Raw genomic sequence first — 16,204 nt, forward strand, 5'->3', positions numbered from 1 at the left:
GGGGTACAAGGGACAGCTATGGCGCATATAATAGTCGTCGGGAATGAAAAAGGCGGCGCTGGCAAGTCCACCGTTTCTATGCATGTGGCTACCACTCTGGCTCGCCTTGGTCATAAAATCGCGGCGCTGGATCTTGACCTGCGCCAGCGCTCGCTGGGCCGGTATCTGGAAAACCGTAAGGACTTTGTCACCAAGGCGGGTTTGGACCTGCCTATCGTTGATTTGCATGAGCTTCCGGACATTGACCCCGAAAGCCTGCAGCCCGGTGAGAATATCTATGATCACCGGCTTTCGGCCGCGGTCTCCAGCCTGGAGCCCGACAACGACTTCATTCTGATCGATTGCCCCGGATCGCATACTCGGCTCAGTCAGGTGGCGCACTCGCTGGCGGATACGCTGATCACCCCGCTCAACGATAGTTTTGTTGACTTCGACCTCCTGGCCCACACGGACCAGAAGGGAGAAAAAATCACCGGCCCCTCCGTCTATTCCGAGATGGTCTGGAATGCGCGGCAATTGCGCGCCCAAGCGGGGCTGAAACCCATCGACTGGATCGTCATCCGCAACCGGGTCGGCACCCAGCGCATGGTGAACAAAGAAAAGATGGAACGCGCCATCAATATGCTCTCCAAGCGGATCGGCTTTCGCGTAGCCCCCGGCTTCTCTGAGCGCGTTATCTTCCGAGAGCTGTTTCCACGCGGGCTAACACTTTTGGACCTCAAGGATATTGGCGTTAAACAACTCAACATATCGAACATCGCCGCCCGCCAGGAGCTGCGCGATATGATGAAGGCCGTGAACCTGCCCGGTGTAGAGATCGACATCTAAGCTTCGACCATGAAAAACGCCCGCTGACATTCCAGCGGGCGTTTACCAGAGGCTTGAGTGCAAAGCCCTATTCAGCCGCCTCATCAAGACGCGGCTCCAGCTGCACCACTTCGCTATGTGGACGGTAGATAGTGAAAAGCTCCATAGGCTCTTCAACACCGCGCAGCATATAACGTCCAAGGGACACCATATCCTGCTCTTTCTCGGTGATGGCCTGTTGAACCACTTCTGAAAAAATCAAATTCTGCCCGACGGCCCGATGCATCCCGGCAATGCGGGCCGTCTGATTGACCGCTGGGCCAATAACGGTGAAGTCGAGGCGGTTCTCCGCTCCGATATTGCCATAGAGAATATGACCCGCGTGCAGCGCCAAGGTCCAATCCGTGATCGGCAGACCCTCGGCCTCTCGTTCTTTGTTGCGGGCACTGATGTTTTGGCAAAACTCTGAAGCCGCCGACAATGCAGCTTTGGCATCCTCTTCGATCGAGCCCAGGTTGAACATGATCAGCATTCCATCCCCAAGGAATTTGAGGATATTGCCACCATGGGCCTGGGTCGCCTCCACCGCGATGCCAAAATAGTCGTTCAGCATGTCCAAGAGCTCTTGCCCTGGCAGTTGCCCGGCAAGACTTGTGAAGCCCTTAAGATCGAACAGCCCGATCACCGCATCGATTTCCGTTGAAGAGCCGCGCTGGAACTCACCGGAAAGCACCCTCCGCCCTGGATCCCGGCCCAGATAGACCTGCAAGAGGTCACTCGCCATCTGCCGGTTGGACATAGATTTCAATGCCAATCCCAAGACGGGAAAGACGGACTTCAAAAGCTCTGTATCTTCTTCGGAAAAGCCTTCGGGGGAATCCGTCGACCAGGACGCCAAAACCCCTTCAGGCGGTGCGTTGGGGTTCACCTGCTCTCCCACTTCGGTAAAACGCTGGGTCAGGGCAAAATAGTCGGTAACTCCACGCTCCTTAAGCTCTGCAAGCAGCGGAAAGCGCTCCAGACTTTCTCCGGTGAGGTCCGATCGAAAACACTCAAGCTCGCGTTCCAACATAATATAAAACGGGCTTTTCAGCCAGGCTTCGCGCGGTGTCTCCCGGCGTTCGTAATGCTCATGACTGATGCCATCACTGCGGGTCCAGTTGTAACCAATCCCGCCAAATTTTGGATGAAAAGCCCGCTGGGCCAAATGGAAACGCATCAAGGGCACGCCCATTTCCACCAACTTTTCGCAATAGGTATTGAGCAGCTCCTGACGGCCACTGCTGTGCAGCCCCTGCTCGATCAGCCAGGGGATGATCTGCGCCGCTCTTTCGTTCAAGCATTTCATCCAATTTGCCTTTCAGTCTTCCGCTACTCACGGTCACGCCTGCCTGCGTCCTGCCTATCTGGGGCTGTTTTCCCCGGGGTCAAGACCTCACCCTCTAGGTTCTTCTATACCTGCAAGCCTGCGCAACATGTTTCGCAAAAGCGCCGCCTCTTCGGGACTAAAGCGACTGGCCAGCTGCCGGTCATAGGTCTTGGCCTGATCTGTCAAATCACGATAGGCCGCTTCTCCGGCCGAGGTAAGGGCCAAATGCTCTGACCGGCGGTCCTTCTCATCGCGATTGCGTAAAACAAACCGCCGTTCCGACAGTTTTGCCACCGCCCGGCTGATCTTAGTTTTATGGATTTTGGCGCGTTGGCCAATCTCCTTGGCCGTCATCTGCCCGTATGTGCCTAAGTGGAACAGCACCCGCCATTCATTGCGCAGCATGCCGTAGCGATTCTTATAATGAGCCTGGAATTCAAGCGAACTGTCTTCCGCAGCTCGATTAAGGAGATAGGGCAGGAAATCCTGCAGAGCGAAATCATCTTTTTCTGTCATGGGGCTGTCCTTTCCCTTGTTAGTTACAAAATCAACTATTAACTCCGCAAGCAGAAAAGGAGCGCGCGACATGAACAAAGCTGCTGATCCACTGGAAATGATCCAGGCCCCCTCTCTTGCCGGCCCGCACGAGGGCTATATGCCCGGCTTTGGCAATGACTTTGAAACTGAGGTGCTGCCTGGCGCCCTGCCCCAGGGCATGAACAGCCCACAGAAATGCAACTATGGCCTTTATGGCGAACAGCTTTCGGGCACCGCCTTTACTGCCGACCCGCCCGAGCGCACTTGGTGCTACCGCATCCGCCCCTCGGTGAAGCATTCGCATCGCTACACCAAAATTGATCTGCCCTATTGGAAATCCGCCCCCTGTGTTGACCCGGATGTGGCGAGCCTCGGCCAGTATCGCTGGGACCCGGTGGCCCATGATGGCGCTGATCTGACCTGGCTCACCGGCATGAAAACCATGACCACCGCGGGCGATGTGAACACCCAAGTCGGTATGGCCAGCCACGTCTATCTGGTCACCGAAAGCATGCAAGATGCCTATTTCTTCTCGGCAGATTCCGAGCTGCTGGTAGTGCCCCAAGAGGGCCGTCTGCGCTTCGCCACCGAGCTGGGCATTATTGATCTGGAACCGCAAGAGATCGCTATCATCCCCCGTGGGCTGGTTTACCGCGTCGAAGTACTGGACGGCCCAGCGCGTGGCTTTGTGTGCGAAAACTATGGCCAGAAATTCGAGCTGCCCGGTCGTGGCCCCATTGGTGCGAATTGCATGGCCAATCCCCGTGATTTCAAGGCGCCAGTGGCGGCTTATGAGGACCGCGAGGTGCCTTCGACCCTCACGGTGAAATGGTGCGGCCAGTTTCATGAGACAAAGATCGGCCAGAGCCCGTTGGATGTGGTGGCCTGGCACGGCAATTACGCGCCATACAAATACGATCTGAAAACCTATTGCCCGGTGGGTGCCATCCTGTTTGACCACCCGGATCCCTCAATCTTTACGGTTTTGACCGCGCCCTCTGGCGTGCCGGGGACAGCCAATATCGATTTTGTGCTGTTCCGCGAACGCTGGATGGTAGCCGAGAACACCTTCCGTCCGCCCTGGTATCACAAGAACATCATGTCGGAGCTGATGGGCAATATCTATGGTCAATATGATGCCAAACCACAGGGGTTCATTCCTGGCGGTATGTCACTGCACAACATGATGATCCCGCATGGACCGGACAAAAATGCCTTTGAAGGGGCATCGAATTCCAATCTGGGACCGGAGAAGCTGGAAAACACCATGTCCTTTATGTTCGAGACCCGCTTCCCGCAGCATCTGACGGAGTTTGCCGCCAAAGAGGCGCCGCTACAGGATGACTACATCGACTGCTGGAGCGACATCGAGAAGAAATTCGACGGCACGCCCGGTATGAAATAACAAAGACATAAGATGGGGGCGCTGCCCCCTCTGGGCCTGAGGGGCCCATTCACCCCGGAGGTATTTCCGGCAAAATGAAAAAGCGGGTTTCTATCCCGCTAGACGTATTGGAGGCTCTATGCCGCTTCTAAAATCCTGGGTTACCTCGGCCAATGATGCCGCGCACCCGTTTCCACTGAATAACCTGCCCTATGGGGTGTTTTCCACCGCCGATAGCGATCCGCGCTGTGGCGTAGCCATTGGCGACATGATCCTGGATTGCCAGGCCGCTGAAGAGGCTGGCTTGCTGCAACTGGCGGATTATCCGCTGTTCGAAGTGCCCTTCTGGAACGAGATGATGGAAGAGGGCCCCGCCGTTTGGGCCGCGCTTCGCGATCGCCTGACCGCACTGCTGAGCGAAGGTGCTGCAGAGCAGGAAAAACTGGAGCCGCTGCTGGTGGCACAGGCCGAGGCAGAGTTGCACATGCCGATCGCAGTTGCGGAGTATACCGATTTCTACGCCGGGATGCAGCACGCCAAAAACATGGGGGCAATCCTGCGCGGCTCTCCGGATCTGCCTGCCAACTGGTTGCACATCCCAATTGGCTACAATGGCCGCGCTTCGTCTGTTGTGATCTCCGGTACGCCCATTCATCGCCCCAATGGTCAGATCAAGGCGCCAGACGCAGAGATGCCCTCTTTTGGGCCGAGCAAGCGCCTGGATATCGAGCTGGAAATGGGCGCCATTGTCGGCACCGGATCCGAATTTGGCCAGCCCATCACTGTGGACGAGGCCGATGGCATGATCTTTGGCTATGTTCTGCTGAACGACTGGTCCGCCCGCGACATTCAGGGCTGGGAATATCAGCCTTTGGGTCCATTCCAGGGCAAGGCCTTCGGCACCTCGATCTCGCCATGGATAGTCACGGCCGCGGCGCTTGACCCCTTCCGGGCACCGACCCCACCGCGTGAAAAAGAACTGCTGCCCTATCTCAACGGCAGCAAGGATGGGTTGTATGATATTGAGCTGGAGGTGCTGATGCAGCCCGAGGGCGCTGAACAGGCCAGCTCCATCGCCAAGACCAACTACAATCGGATGTACTACTCGGCAGCGGAACAACTGTGCCATCATGCGATTGGCGGCTGTGAAATGAACACCGGTGACCTGTTGGGTTCTGGCACCATCTCAGGGGCGGAACGTTCGGAATTTGGTTCGCTGATGGAGCTGAGCTGGGCCGGACGTGAGCCCTTCACCCTGGAAACCGGCGAGACCCGTGGCTTCATTGAAGATGGCGATACGCTAACCCTGCGCGGCAATGCCCGTGGCAAGGGCTATACCATTGGCTTTGGTGATTGTGTGGGCCAGATCCTGCCCGCCAAGACCTGGCCTGCTGAATAAGCGCCCTTAAGCAAGAAATTCCGGAGGGGGCAAGCCCCCTCTGACCCGGACATAAGGATAGAAGATATGGCCAAGGCATTTGCGTCCCAGGGGGACATGAGCGAAAAGAAGATTACTTTTGATGAGATCGGTGAGGGGCTTTTTGCCTTTACCGCCGAGGGTGACCCCAACTCTGGTGTGATCATTGGCGATGATTCTGTGATGATCGTCGAGGCCCAGGCCACGCCCCGCCTGGCCAACAAGGTCATCGAATGTGTGCGTTCGGTAACCGACAAACCAATCACCCATGTGGTACTGACCCATTATCACGCAGTGCGCGTGCTGGGGGCCTCGGCCTTTGGCGCCCAGCAGGTTATCATGTCGAATGCCGCCTATAACATGGTGTTGGAGCGCGGCCAGGAAGATTGGGACAGCGAATTCCAGCGCTTTCCCCGTCTGTTTGAAGGTCACGAGAGTATTCCTGGTTTGACATTTCCGACAACGACATTCTCGGATGAAATGACCGTTTTCCTGGGCAAGCGCCGGGTCAATATCAAGCAGATCGGCCGTGCGCATACCGCTGGAGACGCGATTATTCATGTTCCCGACCAGAACGTCATGTTCACCGGTGACATCGTCGAGGATCACTCTGCCTGCTATTGCGGCGATGGTCATTTTGCCGATTGGGGCCAGACCCTGGACAATATCAAGGCCTATGACGTGGATGCTATTGCACCAGGCCGTGGCGGCGCGCTAGTCGGCAAGGAAGCGGTACACCGCGCCATTGAAAGCACCCGTGACTTTGTCCAGAGCACCTATCTGCCTGCCGCACGTGTGGCAGCCCGTGGCGGTTCGCTGAAAGAAGCCTGGGATGCAGTGCGCGCAGAATGTGACCCAAAATTTGCCGATTACGCCATCTACGAACACTGCCTGCCCTTCAACGTGGCCCGTGCCTACGACGAGGCCCGTGGCATTGCCCACCCGCGCATCTGGACCGCTGAGCGCGATCTGGAAATGTGGGCGGCACTACAGGGGTAAGTCACAAAGACCCTAACGCGAGGCGCTTTGATCCAGATCGTGCCACCTCGCGAAAACATGTGAAACGATAGCTATATCCTCCCGGTGCAGAGGCGCCGGGAAACAGAGAAGCTGTGCCATCTACAATCTTGGATTGGCACCCCGATTTGGGAGGAGACCAGATGAACAAGATCTTTGAAGTCCCGATGTATCCTTATGCCCGTCATGAGGATCAGGATGCCGGAGCACCGGTGCGCCGCAAGGTAGTGGTGATTGGTGCAGGCCCTATCGGGTTGGCCGCCGGGATTGAACTGGCGCAGAGCGGTGTCGAGGTGGTGATCCTCGATGAAAACGACAAGGTGAGCTTTGGCTCCCGTGCCATCTGTTTTGCCAAACGCCCGCTGGAAATCCTCGACCGCCTTGGCTGTGGCCAGCCCATGGTCGACAAGGGCGTGCAGTGGAATGTGGGCAAGGTCTTCTTTGATGATCGCCAGGTCTATGATTTCAACCTCTTGCCGGAAGAAGGCCATCAGCGGCCTGCCTTCATCAATCTGCAGCAGTATTACTTTGAAGAATATCTGGTGAACCGGGTCCAGGAATTGCAGGCGCAAGGGGCCCCGATCGAGATCCGAGGCCGCAACAAGGTGGCAGCTATTGGCACCCATCCTGACCACGTTGTGCTGGATATCGACACGCCCGAAGGGTCCTACAATCTTGAAGCTGATTGGCTAATCGCCTGTGATGGCGCAGGTTCACCAACCCGACGGATGCTGGGCCTGGATTTTGTCGGCCGTGTTTTTGAGGATAACTTCCTGATTGCAGATGTGATCATGGAAGCGGACTTCCCCACCGAGCGCTGGTTCTGGTTTGACCCGCCCTTTAACAAAGGCCAGTCCGCCCTGTTGCACAAACAGCCCGACGGGGTCTGGCGCATCGATCTGCAACTTGGCTGGGATATCGACAAAGAGCGCGAGAAGCGTCCGGAAAATGTCATTCCCCGTCTGAAGGCCATGTTGGGTGATGATGTTGAGTTCGAGCTCGAGTGGGTCTCGATCTATACCTTCCAATGCCGCCGGATGGAGAAATTCCGCCATGGTCGCGTGTTGTTTGCCGGTGATGCGGCGCATCAGGTCTCACCCTTTGGCGCGCGTGGCGCCAACTCTGGCCTGCAGGACACGGACAACCTGATCTGGAAACTGAAGCTGGTGATGGAGGGCAAGGCGCCCGAAAGCCTCTTGGATAGCTATGATCAGGAACGGATCCATGGCGCGGACGAAAACATTCTGAATTCCAGCCGATCAACCGATTTCATCACGCCCAAGTCAGAGATGAGCCGGGTGCTGCGCGATGCGGTTCTGGACCTATCCGAACATCATGAATTCGCACGCCCCCTGGTGAACTCAGGGCGACTATCTGTGCCTTGCACCTATGATGGTTCGGCGCTCAATTCGGCGGATGCCCTGCTGGACGGTCCCCCCCGCACCCGGCCCGGTTCCTCCTGCCCGGATGCCCCCCTTGGCGATGGCTATCTGCTGCCCAAGCTGGGCAATGAATTCATCCTGCTCACCATCGATGCGGATGGACCTGAAGAGATCAAGGAAGCGGGCATTACCGCTCGGCGGCTGGCTCTGTCGGTCAAAGATGACCGGACCCTAGCGCTGAAAGAGCGCTACCTCGGCGATCATGAAAGCGGTGTCTATCTAATTCGCCCGGACCAGCATGTTGCCGCGCGCCGTGCGTCCTATGACGAGACCCAGTTCCGCGCCGCGATCCGCCGCGCTGTTGGCAAGGAGTGAGCAGATGTCCGACACCCTGATCCTGACCCCGAACATCAATGGCGCCGATGATTTCTACGCAGATCTCCTCGCCGCCCACGAAGGCCTGACCAAAGCCGAGAGCGACGCCTATAACGCGCGACTGCTTCTGGTGCTGGCCAACCACATTGGAGAACGCGCGATCCTGAAACAGGCGTTGGCGGCAGCTGCGCTCAATTCCGAGGAGGAACAATCGTGAAGATCGAACAAATCCACCATGTCGCCTATCGCTGCAAGGATGCGAAAGAGACGGTTGAATGGTACAACAAGATGCTAAAAATGGACTTTGTCCTGGCCATCGCTGAGGATCACGTACCATCTACCCATGAGCCGGATCCCTATATGCATATCTTTATGGATGCGGGGAACGGCAATGTGCTGGCCTTCTTTGAGCTGCCGACCAAACCCGAGATGGACCGCGACCGCAACACGCCCATCTGGGTGCAGCACATTGCCTTCAAGGTGAAAGACCGCGAGTCGCTGATCGAATTCAAGGATCACCTTGAAGCCAATGGCGTCGAAGTATTGGGTGTGACCGATCACTCCATTTTCCACTCGATCTATTTCTTTGATCCCAACGGGCACCGGGTTGAGCTGGCCTGCCCCGATCCAAAGGAAGAAGCACTGCTGGCCAAACTGGATGCAGTGAAATGGGAAATGCTGGAAGAATGGTCCAAGACAAAAAAAGCCCCAAAACACGCTGAATGGCTCCATGCCAAAGAACTGAGCGAGGTTTGACAACCGCTTCTGTTTGAGCGTTTTGGGCAATCGGTGACGCCGGTTGCCCTCTCTCCTATTCAAGGAAAGACCTGTGATGCACGACACCGTTCTTTTTGACTACTGGCGCTCTTCGGCCAGCTACCGTTTGCGGATTGCCCTCAACCTGGCGGGGATCCCCTATCAGGCTATCTCAGTCGATCTGGTCAAGGGGGAGCAGAAATCCCCAGAGCATCTGGCCCGCAACCCGCAGGGGCTGGTGCCAGTTCTAGAAATTGATGGGCTGCGCCTGACGCAGTCCCTGGCCATCCTGGAGTATCTGGATCTGACGCGCGACCTGGGTCTCTTGCCAAAGGACCCGGTGACCCGCGCCCAGGTGCAGGCATTGGCGCATTCTGTTGCGGTTGATGTCCATCCTGTGTGCAACCTGCAGGTCGCCAAGCATGCCACCAAACTCTCGGGTGGGGCAGACGGCATGCCAGGGGGTTGGATGCGCCATTTCATTCGCCCCGGCCTCGAAGCCTTTGAGGTCCTGCTTGCAGGTTTTGAACAGGCTCCCTATTGCGCTGGACCCCAGCCAGGTATTGCGGATATCTGCCTTATGCCACAGCTCTACAATGCGCGGCGCTGGGAGGTGGATTTCTCTGACATGCCGCGCATAGTTTCGGTTGAAGAAGCCTGTTCCAAGCATCCAGCCTTTGCCAAAGCCCACCCGGACGTAGTGAATCCGAACACTGGAACTCCCGGAACCTGAACCCTCCTAGACTGCTCGCCTCCGCAAGATCCGCCTGAGGAGGCGACCATCAGTGACAACCAGCCCCAGTGCTATAATCGCAAAGCCCCAAAAGGCCTCCTGTGTCAGCAGCTCTCCGAGAAAGAGCGCACCAAGAGTGATCGCGACTGGTGGGATCAACAGGGTCACCAGCATCAGATTAGCCGCTCCCGCCAGGCGAAGGATCTCGAAATATAGCAGATAGGCCAAAGCGGTAGACAAGACCGCGATACCGATAAGGGCGCCCCAGACCGAAATGGAAAGATCATGGCGCGGCACCCCATCAACATAGAGGCTCAGCGGCAGCATCAAAACTGTACTGCCCACAATCATGCCCAAGGCATTCATCAGTGGTGGCTGCCCTGCCAGAAACAGTTTTCCCCATACGCTGGCAAAAGCATATGAAAGTGCGGCTGCCAATATGGCTATCTGTGCCAGACTGCGCGGATCAAGTGAGGTGAGCGCCGCCGACCCCATAATCACGGCAACACCCAGAAACCCCAGCACTGCCCCAATCAGCTTTTGCGGCGTCAATGGTTCATCCTTTAGCAGGAGCCCCGCAACCACGGCGCCAAACATCGCTGTTGTTCCATTGAGGATCGATGCCAGCCCGCCCTCAATTTCTGTTTGCCCCCAGAAAATCAACGAAAAGGGTAAGGCATTGTTCAGAGCCCCCATACCCAGGTAAGCCCCCCAAATCCCTGGCTCTCGCGGGATAGGAATAGCTTTTACGCGGGTCACCAAGAACAAGACGGGCACTGCCAAGGCAACCCTAAACAGGGTAACGCTCAGCGGGGGCAGTTCAGACAAGGCCACTTCGGCAAAGAAAAAGGACCCACCCCACACAAGGGCGAGCAAGACCAGCAAGAGACCTGATGTCAGATTTAAACTTGGGGAAGTGGGCACTGAACTATCCTTTGAATTCGCCCCTCAACCCTAGTCCTGACAGGCCAATCCTCGCGACCCGTTTCATGCGCATTGCAGAACAGAATGGGCGCTGCCTAGGAGCACTTTCGCCGCTTCAGCGATCCTGCTCCCAACTGCATAACCACATCGGCTGTTCAACCCAGGCTATTCAACTCTGGCGCTTCTTGCAGGGATGCAACGGGCATGCGCACCTCACGACCGGCAAAGGAGAACAACCCATCCTCTTCCAGGCGTTTCACCAAGCGCGACATGGTTTCAGGCTGCACACCAATCAGGTCCGCCAGATCCATTCGGGACAGTGGCAGACGCATAGAGATCTCTGCTCCTTGCTGCCCCCCATGTATCGCCATCAGGCGACAAAGCAGATCTGCCAGCCGTTCCTTGTTGGTGAGTTTTGCAGCCGCAATGATGCGTTCGTGGCTCCGATCAATTTCTTTGAGGCAACGGTTCGCCAAACGCCCCAAGGTTCCTGGTGTTTCTCCGGCAACCCTTTCGGCGGTTTGTTTGGACACCGTGCAAATCCGCGAAGGCAGCAATGCCCGTGCTTCCGTTTGGTGGGGCAAGTTGCTCAGAAACGAACGATACCCTACAATCTCACCCGGATAGGCCAGCCGCATCAGGGTGGAGCTCCCATCCTCATGATGACAACGCAAGGCGATCAGACCGCTGGACACACAATACACCCCGTGACTGGCCTCCCCCTGTTTGAACAGGAGCTGTCCTCCTTCCAGAATGCGGCGTGAAAACCCACGCTGCAATGAAGGGACTGCCGCCTCTTCGACAGGCTGCCAGACACTGTTGTCATAGAAACCACATTTGCTGCAGGGATGTGCATTTTGCCTGGCGCGTGGGGGTTGGCTGCTTTGCATAAACGCTTCTTTCTAGTCCTCTCTTCTCATTCCCCAAACTACCACATCACAAATCACCAGGTCGATGCGCTACTTCGGCCCGTTTGGTTTGGCGCCCCGACGCAGAAGAAACAGTTTATTTCCAGAACCAAGTTGACGACGGTCAATCTCAAGGACCCTGCACGCTCTAAAAAGTTCAAACCCTGAATTCCGACATCCCGGAGATCTCTGTTGTTTGACACCCCGGTACCGCAGCCACCCAAACCGACCAGCCGTGCCCGAAAGGTTTCCTTGCGTGGTTATTACAAGCTGTTCAAGCGAGATATCCTTTCCGCGCTGCCCGGGCATCTCTACCGCGCCTGGATGGCGGAGATGCGCACGCCCTTCTTTCGCTCCTACCTTTGCAACGATCCGGAGTTGGTCGACCTTGTTCTAAAACAAAGAGCAATGGATTTCCCCAAGTCAGAGCGCATTCGCGTAGGCCTGAAACCGCTTCTGGGCGAGTCGATCTTTATTTCCAACGGCGAGCTTTGGGCACGCCAGCGGCGGATCATCGATCCTGCATTTGAGGGCGGGCGATTGCGGGTGGTCTTCCCTTCTATGTGGGACAGCGGCAATGCGGCCACCGCCCGGCTGCTGCCCCGCGCCTCTGGTCAGCCGGTTGAGATCGAGGAAGTCACCAGCCATGTGGCCATGGATGTGATCTTCCGAACCCTGTTTTCGATCCCCATCGAGCATGAAATCGCCCAGGCTGCTTTCCAGACCTTCCGCAATCACCAGGCAGGCCAGCCAGTGGCCAATCTTGCCGCGTTGCTGCCCCTGCCGCGCTGGCTGCCCGGTGTGCATTCGCGCCAGACCAAGGAAACCGCCCGCACCATTCGCGGGCTGGTGCGCCAGCTGGTGGATGAACGCGCCAAACGCATCGCCGAAGGCACCGCACCGGATGATCTGGCAACCAAGATCATGACCACCCCGGACCCGGAAACCGGGCGCTGCTTCGAGCCGGAGGAAATGGTCGACCAAGTGGCGATCTTCTTTCTCGCCGGTCATGAGACCTCTGCCGCAGCGCTGGCCTGGGCGCTATATCTCCTGGCGCTTTATCCCGAATGGCAAGAACGGCTGGCCGCTGAGGCGCAGGCGGCGATAGATCCGGAAAAGATCTATTTCTCGACACTGTCGAAACTGCGCCAGTCGCGGGCCGTCTTCCGTGAAACCATGCGGCTCTACCCGCCGGTTCCCATGTATGTCCGCGAGGCCCGCTGCCCCGAGAATTTCCGCGAGCGCAAAGTCGCCAAGGGATCCCAGGTGGTGATCAGCCCCTGGCACCTGCACCGTCACGAACGCCTTTGGGAGCGGCCCGACGAGTTTGACCCTTCGCGCTTTGAAACCGAGAACGGCAAGGCCTGCCTGCGCAATGCCTATGTGCCCTTCTCCATCGGCCCGCGGGTCTGCCCCGGCTCTGCCTTTGCCATGGCCGAAGGGCCGCTTCTTCTGTCGATGCTGGTGCGCGCCTTCCGCTTTGATCTGGTGCCCGGCAAAGAGCCGGTGCCCGTCGCCCATCTGACCCTGCGCGCCAAGGAGGGCATTCACCTGGCCCTGACCCCGCGCAGCGAAACTCCATTGCAGAAAGGTCCCGAAGATGCCCGCTGACACCGCTGCTGCCAGCAGCCCGCCGCCAAAGGCCTGGCCCTATTGGATGACCATGGCCTTTGTGCCGCTGGTCATCCTGGCTGTAACCCAGGGTGGCTGGTACATCCTGCTGATCCCCGTTTACGGTTGGGTGCTGATGCCGCTGCTGGATCTGGTTTTAGGCAAGGATCTACGAAATCCAGACCCTAACACTCCGGATTCCGCACTTTTCTGGTTCCGGCTGCTGACCTGGATCTGGTTCCCAATCCAGTTTTCCCTGGTCTTTGGAACCCTCTACTACCTCACGCATGTGAGCAGCTATTCAACGCTGGAGACCCTTGGCATCCTCTTTGGGATTGGCGTCACCACCGGCACAGTGGGGATCGTCTATGCCCATGAACTGATGCATAAACCCAACCGGTTGGAACGCAATCTTGGCGACCTCCTTATGGCCTTGGTGCTCTACGGGCATTTCCGGACCGAGCACCTATTGGTGCATCACCCTCATGTCGGCACGCCGCGCGACACCGTGACCGCGCGCTATAACGAGGGCTTTCACCGGGCTTTCTTGCGAATTCTGCTGACCGGTTTTGGCTCTGCCTGCCGGGCTGAGGGCGCAATGCTGGCCCGGCGCGGGCGTTCAGCCTGGCATCTTTCCAATCCGATCTGGAAATATCTCACCCTACAGGCGCTCTTTCTGGCCCTGGCCTATGCGATAGGCGGCTGGGTTGCGGTGGGTCTTTTTGCCTTCCAGGCACTGGTTGCGGTCTGGCAGCTCGAACTCACCAACTATGTCGAGCACTACGGGCTGACCCGCAAACATCTGGGCGAGGGGCGCTATGAACCGGTGAAACCGCACCACTCCTGGGATTCAGCGCATCGAGTCTCCGGGCTTTTGCTGATCAACCTACAGCGCCACGCGGACCACCATGTGCACCCGATGCGCCGCTTCCCACTGCTGCAGGTCTATGACGAAAGTGAAGTGCCAATGCTGCCAACGGGATATCCGCCGATGACAGCACTGGCCATGGTGCCGCCACTCTGGCGACGCCTGTTCAACCCGAAGGTCCGGGCCTGGCGCAATCAATTCTACCCCGAGATTGAAGACTGGAGCGCCTATAAGGCAGGCTCTCTGCCGCCACCAAAAGGCGCAGGTTAGGATCAAATTCCCTTGTTAGAGCCGAAAATGCGGCAGCAGCCTAGGCTGCCGCTGCATTTTCAATACATCGCCTCTTGGCACCAGGCCTTGAGTGCTGTTTCCTCATCCGGAAGCGCCTCAGCAAGCCCGCCAGCAAACGCCTCAAACTTCTCCCGTGAGGCAAGCCCAACGCCAACCAGAACCGGGATACCCGTCTCAATGGCCTGACCAATCACCGCGCAGAAGCCACGGCCCGCACATTCTTCGGGTCCGAATTTATTCAGGACAAACAGCTCAACCCCATCAAGCGGCTCGGCCTCCACCTGACGCACCGCCTCGGTGATGGCGCTGGGGTCCAGCCGGCAGGCGTCGGAGCCCGCACCAAGGTTCTGGGTAATCTGGATGATATTGCCACTGGACAGAACCCGCACCCGCATATCGCATCCATTGGCCGCAGTCCCTTCATAGCTCTCATCTTTGACGATGCCCGCCAGCTGGTGCCCCTCGGCCTGCAAATTCCCGGCTAATTGGGACAGAAGGCGGTCGGTCTCACCGCGCTTTTCAGAACTGAGAGATGCGATTTTCATAACGCCTTCCTTTGCAAAACTAGGGTCTATTCCGGGGTGTTTACGGGCTTTCGTACCGTTTTCCACTGAGGATTGGCCGTTGAACCGGGCCGCGCAGCGCAGGCAGAAATCCCCAAAGGAAGATCAGCCAGCCCAAACACCAAGCCCCTGCTGACAGATAGATCAAGCCCTCGCCATGATCTGGGACAAACCCCGCCAGGAGACGCAAAGCGGCAGAGAGCCAAACCATAGCAAACCCGATGCAGAAGCCACCCGTGGCCTGCATCCTGCCATCTGGGTGACGGGCAGCTGCACGGCCAGAAATCGCCATGATCATCAGGCTCATCGCGCCGATACTCAGCCCATGCAGCAGGTCCCGAAGTGGCGGCATCTCCAGATCAGAAAACTGAGCCGCCAGGCCAGTGCCACCAAGCAAGAGCAATCCGGTTGGTAGCCAAAGATAGGCAAAATGCAGACCGATTAATAACATTGAGCGCAACGCCCGACAGGTTTGCCAGTGCCGCATGCTCCAGAGCAGAGCTAGGCCCAAGAGGAGTTGCAGTGCAGCTTGGGGCTCTTGCCATTGCAAGAAAGTGACTAGAGTTAACAAAGCCCAGATAAAAATGGCGGTGGCACGTGGAGCAATGTCATTTCGGACCGGCGCGTCATCCCCATCAAGCGCGAGAGCGTTGCGGGTGAAAGCTGGCACTGCACGGCCACCAATCAGGATTATTAATCCCAGAAAGCACAAGAGCGCGAGGTGACCATACTCCATCGCGAGCCATGGATCCCCTGACAAGATAGAGCGAAGCAGCCAGAGTTGCAGGAAGCCCAGCACCAAGGGAAAGGCGGCGAACCCCAATTTTGCATAGGCTCGTGCTGCGAGCAGCGGCTGGAGAAGCAAAACAGCCAGAAACAGGAAAAAACCGATTGAGGTGCCAATCATCAACCAGGGCCACAAATGGTCTGCAAAGATCGCAGATAGGCGTCCAAGCCCCCAAAGGCTCATCAATATCTTCAGTGGCGCACCGTAGATCAGCGGCCCGCCACCTGTCCAGCTCGGCAGAGCCGTCAACAGATAGCCGCCCAGCGCCGCACCGCCAAAGCCAAAGAGCATTTCATGTACATGCCATAGGCCCGGATCAAGTCTACTGGGTAGGGTGAAATCAAAAAAGGCGGCAAGGGGCCAGCAAGCGATAGCATAGACCGCACAGAGGTAAGAGGCCGGAAAAAGCACGCGATGCGGTGCGGCCCAGATCTGGAAATCCCCCTGATTTAGGCTCACATTGTCCGCCATTGAT

At 57.4% G+C, this 16,204-nt stretch carries 16 protein-coding genes; 10 read left to right on the forward strand and 6 right to left on the reverse strand.

Annotated elements, in window-relative coordinates; translation table 11 throughout:
* Positions 1 to 18: 18 nt before the first annotated feature.
* Positions 19 to 828, forward strand: coding sequence for a division plane positioning ATPase MipZ (locus RSK20926_RS05935; RefSeq protein ID WP_008205086.1), 810 nt, complete (start codon positions 19 to 21; stop codon positions 826 to 828).
* A 67-nt stretch (positions 829 to 895) separates the two neighbouring features.
* On the opposite strand, the gene RSK20926_RS05940 is transcribed toward RSK20926_RS05935, so the two are convergent.
* The gene (locus RSK20926_RS05940; protein ID WP_008205087.1) at positions 896 to 2,155 is read right to left on the reverse strand and encodes an adenylate/guanylate cyclase domain-containing protein; all 1,260 of its coding nucleotides are present in this window, start codon (positions 2,153 to 2,155) and stop codon (positions 896 to 898) included.
* An 87-nt stretch (positions 2,156 to 2,242) separates the two neighbouring features.
* Positions 2,243 to 2,692, reverse strand: a complete 450-nt coding sequence (locus tag RSK20926_RS05945) for a MarR family winged helix-turn-helix transcriptional regulator (RefSeq protein WP_037254046.1) — start codon at positions 2,690 to 2,692, stop codon at positions 2,243 to 2,245.
* A gap of 70 nt (positions 2,693 to 2,762) precedes the next feature.
* On the opposite strand from RSK20926_RS05945, the gene hmgA reads away from it, so the two are divergent.
* From hmgA to maiA, 7 genes are all read left to right on the forward strand, one after another.
* The gene (gene hmgA / locus RSK20926_RS05950) at positions 2,763 to 4,118 is read left to right on the forward strand and encodes a homogentisate 1,2-dioxygenase (RefSeq protein ID WP_008205091.1); all 1,356 of its coding nucleotides are present in this window, start codon (positions 2,763 to 2,765) and stop codon (positions 4,116 to 4,118) included.
* 118 nt (positions 4,119 to 4,236) lie between these two features.
* Positions 4,237 to 5,496 (forward strand): fumarylacetoacetase, encoded by a 1,260-nt coding sequence (gene fahA / locus RSK20926_RS05955; RefSeq protein ID WP_008205093.1) that lies wholly within the window; start codon positions 4,237 to 4,239, stop codon positions 5,494 to 5,496.
* Between the two features lie 66 nt (positions 5,497 to 5,562).
* Complete coding sequence (locus RSK20926_RS05960; protein ID WP_008205095.1) at positions 5,563 to 6,513, forward strand: MBL fold metallo-hydrolase; 951 nt, start codon at positions 5,563 to 5,565, stop codon at positions 6,511 to 6,513.
* 161 nt (positions 6,514 to 6,674) lie between these two features.
* Positions 6,675 to 8,288, forward strand: coding sequence for an FAD-dependent oxidoreductase (locus RSK20926_RS05965; protein WP_008205097.1), 1,614 nt, complete (start codon positions 6,675 to 6,677; stop codon positions 8,286 to 8,288).
* 4 nt (positions 8,289 to 8,292) lie between these two features.
* Positions 8,293 to 8,505, forward strand: a complete 213-nt coding sequence (locus RSK20926_RS05970; RefSeq protein WP_008205099.1) for a DUF2783 domain-containing protein — start codon at positions 8,293 to 8,295, stop codon at positions 8,503 to 8,505.
* On the forward strand, positions 8,502 to 9,044 hold the full coding sequence (locus RSK20926_RS05975) for a VOC family protein (protein WP_008205101.1): 543 nt from the start codon (positions 8,502 to 8,504) through the stop codon (positions 9,042 to 9,044). The genes RSK20926_RS05970 and RSK20926_RS05975 overlap by 4 nt, the downstream gene beginning before the upstream one ends.
* A gap of 76 nt (positions 9,045 to 9,120) precedes the next feature.
* Positions 9,121 to 9,777: a maleylacetoacetate isomerase gene (gene maiA / locus RSK20926_RS05980; protein WP_008205103.1), complete on the forward strand. Its 657-nt coding sequence runs from the start codon at positions 9,121 to 9,123 to the stop codon at positions 9,775 to 9,777.
* Positions 9,778 to 9,783: 6 nt separating this feature from the next.
* On the opposite strand, the gene RSK20926_RS05985 is transcribed toward maiA, so the two are convergent.
* Complete coding sequence (locus RSK20926_RS05985) at positions 9,784 to 10,662, reverse strand: DMT family transporter (protein ID WP_008205104.1); 879 nt, start codon at positions 10,660 to 10,662, stop codon at positions 9,784 to 9,786.
* A gap of 194 nt (positions 10,663 to 10,856) precedes the next feature.
* A complete protein-coding gene (locus RSK20926_RS05990) occupies positions 10,857 to 11,591 on the reverse strand; it encodes a Crp/Fnr family transcriptional regulator (RefSeq protein ID WP_008205105.1) in 735 nt (244 codons plus the stop codon).
* Between the two features lie 210 nt (positions 11,592 to 11,801).
* On the opposite strand from RSK20926_RS05990, the gene RSK20926_RS05995 reads away from it, so the two are divergent.
* Together RSK20926_RS05995 and RSK20926_RS06000 are read left to right on the forward strand one after the other, a co-directional pair.
* A complete protein-coding gene (locus RSK20926_RS05995) occupies positions 11,802 to 13,220 on the forward strand; it encodes a cytochrome P450 (protein ID WP_008205106.1) in 1,419 nt (472 codons plus the stop codon).
* On the forward strand, positions 13,210 to 14,358 hold the full coding sequence (locus RSK20926_RS06000; RefSeq protein WP_008205107.1) for an alkane 1-monooxygenase: 1,149 nt from the start codon (positions 13,210 to 13,212) through the stop codon (positions 14,356 to 14,358). Before RSK20926_RS05995 ends, RSK20926_RS06000 begins: the two co-directional genes overlap by 11 nt.
* A 59-nt stretch (positions 14,359 to 14,417) precedes the next feature.
* Here RSK20926_RS06000 and RSK20926_RS06005 read toward each other — a convergent pair whose 3' ends face one another.
* Both RSK20926_RS06005 and RSK20926_RS06010 read right to left on the reverse strand, forming a co-directional pair.
* Positions 14,418 to 14,924, reverse strand: coding sequence for a DUF2478 domain-containing protein (locus RSK20926_RS06005; RefSeq protein WP_008205108.1), 507 nt, complete (start codon positions 14,922 to 14,924; stop codon positions 14,418 to 14,420).
* 40 nt (positions 14,925 to 14,964) lie between these two features.
* A complete protein-coding gene (locus RSK20926_RS06010; RefSeq protein WP_008205109.1) occupies positions 14,965 to 16,200 on the reverse strand; it encodes an NnrS family protein in 1,236 nt (411 codons plus the stop codon).
* Positions 16,201 to 16,204 lie beyond the last annotated feature (4 nt).

It is taken from the genome of Roseobacter sp. SK209-2-6 (assembly GCF_000169455.1).
In the GTDB taxonomy this organism is placed as follows: Bacteria; Pseudomonadota; Alphaproteobacteria; order Rhodobacterales; family Rhodobacteraceae; genus Pseudophaeobacter.